This is a genomic window from Xanthomonas albilineans (assembly GCF_002939705.1).
Taxonomy (GTDB): domain Bacteria; phylum Pseudomonadota; class Gammaproteobacteria; order Xanthomonadales; family Xanthomonadaceae; genus Xanthomonas_A; species Xanthomonas_A albilineans.
Window position 1 is genome coordinate 1 of record NZ_MDCB01000020.1, and the last position, 3,223, is coordinate 3,223.

Sequence of the window (3,223 nt, forward strand, 5' to 3'; positions counted from 1 at the left end):
CTGGTGCGCTGGCTGGCCATCGCCACCGCCTCCAATGCGCTCAGCGCCGGCTGCGCCGGTTGGGCACCGGGCGCCCGCCAGCGCGCATCGGTGTTGTCCTGGCCCGGACGAGGCGCCCGCCTTCGGCCGTCGTCACCCGCGCCTCGACCGGACCCGCCGGACCCATCAAGGCAACGGTGGAACCGTTCACCTCGCTACCGCGCACAGGGCGCGTGAAGCGCAGCGCGATCCGCGTGGCTGGATCGACCTGCGCGTCCTGATCCTTCGGCGCCGCCGCGGCCACCGCCAACGACGTGCCGAACGCCGCACCCACCGGCCCCGCCGAGGCGAATGTTCCCGTGGCCGGATCGAACACCAAGTCCTGCGACGCCGGCTGGCCACGGCCATCCGTGCCACCCGACAGGCGCACCTTGCCATCGGCCTGCAGTGTGGCGCTATGCCCCACCCGCGCCGGCATCGCGATCTCCGTCACCTGCTGCGTGCGCGGGTCCCATAGCTGCGCATGATCGGGAGCGCCCTTACCGCCGGCCACCAGCAGGCGGCCATCGCTCAACAGCGTGGCGCTATGGCCGGCGCGCGGCTGCACGCCGTCCAGCGCCGTCGGCGTCCATCCGTCCTGCTGCGGATCGATCAGCACGCCGGTCTTGCGCAGCGCTCCATCCTTGCCAGCACCGCCCCACAGCAACACCCGCCCATCGGCCAGACGGGTCAGGCTGGCGCCTTGGCGCGGTTCCAGCAGCGACCAGGTGCGCAGGGGATGCGGGGTGTCCGCCGCCGTCAACACGAGCGTTTGGCCCGACGCCTCCAGGCGCAGGACACCACCGCCCTCCAGCACCATGCGCGGCGGCGTGGACGCCATGCCCGGTGCAGCGGACGCCGGCGTCGAGGCGGCACTCGGCACACCGCCCCCCTGCTGTGCCCAGCCGGCAGGCACGCTCGCCAAGGCGGCGACCATCCCCAGGCCGATGCTGCATATCCATCCTGTCAATGCGATCTTAGGGGTTGGCATGGGAGATGTCCTTGGCGTGAGAGCGAGTGCTGGTGCCCACCAGCAGTTGCGAACTGACCGTCTCTCCGTAGTGCGGATCGACGAAAACTGTGTAGGTTCCGGTGGTCGACAATTTGCTCAGGGTCAACGACCCGCTCGCACTCACCGAGACCGTATTCAAGAGCGACCCATCCGGCGCATAGACCGTGTAATCAACCGCGCGACTGGCCGGCACCGTGCTCTGCGCCGAGACGCGCAGCGTCAATCCCTGCTGGCCCGCCGTGCCACTGAAGCTCAGGCGGGTGTTCTGACCACGACGCGTCAGGCTCACCGCCTTGGCCGTCCCCAGTACCAAGCGATCGGTGAGGTCGGTGGACAAGGTCGAGGTGAACTTCATGGTCTGGTCGCCGGCTGACGGCGGCGACGCCACCACGGTATAGGTGCCCACCGACAAGTTGGACAGATTCAACTGGCAGTCGTTATTGGACGCGTAGCAGTACTGATAGGCCACCGAAGCGCCGCTGGGATCGCGCACTTGCAGATACAGGTACGACGTCGTGTTCGGCGTCACGATGTCGCTCAACGCAAAGCCGAGGTTCTGCCCCGCCGTGGCGGTAAGTCAGGGCTAATCAGGTCTAAATTACAGATTCCCGCTGGGCTTTGCACTTGGAACCTTATCAATAATCTGACCGAGAAAACCTTCGACATCAGCCGGAGTAATCACAATGTATCGAAACCACCCACGCCTCTTTTCAATCAAGACACCATGTCGACAAAAACGATTCCCCAATCGAATTACGCCACCACCAATACCAAGCCGCCCCCATCCAACACTCTGGATTGACTCGATATTTTCGACGGGAAGTCGATAAATTGGCATTAGACGAAACAATAAAATCTCCACCGCATTATTTTTTATTCGATAGTCATATATAAATCTCAACATATAAAAAGTTAAAAATAAACCCAATGCAGCGCCAACCAGAAAAATTAGCGGATTCACTCTTAAAGCCCCTTTGTCCATGTATTAGTAGGATAGCTACTACCACTAACACCTGCGCCAGGACCAGCGGTTATGGAACCTATCCAGATATCTCCAGCCAAGGCGAATTGCGCTGAAAATTGCAAGGGCCCTACACCAACATTAAAAGTCCATGTATCAAATGGCCCACTCAATTCTGCGACACTTGTGGCATTCGTCAGGAATCCACCAGCCCCTACACCAGCAAAATCTCCACCTGCAACATTCATGTTATTACCCTGAGGATATTTAGGATATTGAGCCCCATAGCCAGGACCACCAGCAAAAGCACCCCCACTAGCAAAAACACCATCATTTATGCCACATTTTCCTCCCCCAAATATCCCAGCCCCGACGGATGCGGTAGCGCCAGCGCCAGCGACCACAGCCCCTGCATCAATCGACCCTCCCACGATAGCTCCTCCCCCCCAAAGACCTCGTGGATCGACTTCACCAACCGGATTCTCATAAACATAGGCAAAACTATTCACCCCACCCGCCAACTTAATCGGATCCTCACTAATAAACCGCCCCAACTCCGCCGTGTAATACCGCGCACGGTAGTAATACAACCCGCTCTGATCGTGCTCGCGCCCGGTGTATTGATACGGGTTGCTGTAGCTCGTGCTGCTCTGCGTGGTCGCGCCGTAGGGATCGTAGTCGTAGCGCTGCACCGCATTGCCATTCGTGTCGGTCAGCAATCGTGTGCTGCCCAATGCGTCGGTCAGGAAATAAGTGCGTCCACCGTTGTCATCGCGCGCGTAGCGTTCGTCGATGCCCGGGCCCGTCAGGATCGGGTTGATCGTCGTGCCTTGCGTTTCCTGCACCGCGTCCACGCCGTCGTACAGGTATTGCGTGGTGGTGCCGTTCTCCGTCCTGGCGCTGCGTCGGCCCAGTGCGTCGTAGCTGTAGCTGGCGATGACGGTACCGCCCTGCGTGATCTGGCTCAGGTGGTCGCGGTCGTCCCAGGTGTAGGTTCTTGTGCCGTCCGTGAGCAGGTGGCCGTCGGCGTCGTAGCTGCGGGCGTTGCCGTTGGCCTGCGTCTGCCGGTTGTTGTCGTCGAAGGTATTGTTGGTGCTGGCCGGTGGCAGGGCTTGCGGGGCGTGGCTGCCGGTCTGCGCGACCAACTGCCCTCGGCTGTCGTAGCCATACCCCAGGCTGCCCAGTGCCGCTTGCCCCGCCTTGCCCCAGGCCAGGCCCGTCACTTGATTGGC

General features: G+C 61.6%; 4 protein-coding genes. All 4 read right to left on the reverse strand.

Annotated features, from left to right (window positions below; genetic code table 11):
• Window positions 1-40 precede the first annotated feature (40 nt).
• On the reverse strand, window positions 41-1,009 hold the full coding sequence (locus XalbCFBP2523_RS14170) for a hypothetical protein (RefSeq protein ID WP_146084090.1): 969 nt from the start codon (window positions 1,007-1,009) through the stop codon (window positions 41-43).
• The gene (locus tag XalbCFBP2523_RS14175) at window positions 996-1,571 is read right to left on the reverse strand and encodes a hypothetical protein (protein WP_104629983.1); all 576 of its coding nucleotides are present in this window, start codon (window positions 1,569-1,571) and stop codon (window positions 996-998) included. Before XalbCFBP2523_RS14175 ends, XalbCFBP2523_RS14170 begins: the two co-directional genes overlap by 14 nt.
• A gap of 57 nt (window positions 1,572-1,628) precedes the next feature.
• Window positions 1,629-1,991 carry a hypothetical protein gene (locus XalbCFBP2523_RS16425; RefSeq protein WP_146084092.1) on the reverse strand — a complete coding sequence of 121 codons (363 nt, stop codon included), beginning with the start codon at window positions 1,989-1,991 and terminating at the stop codon, window positions 1,629-1,631.
• A gap of 2 nt (window positions 1,992-1,993) precedes the next feature.
• Window positions 1,994-3,223 (reverse strand): RHS repeat-associated core domain-containing protein (locus XalbCFBP2523_RS14180; RefSeq protein ID WP_146084094.1); only part of this gene is annotated, 1,230 nt, incomplete at its 5' end.

Coding starts and splice junctions, on each gene's coding strand:
- XalbCFBP2523_RS14170 (WP_146084090.1), bottom strand. CDS start 1,009: ATGCCAACCCCTAAGATCGCATTGACAGGATGGATATGCAGCATCGGC.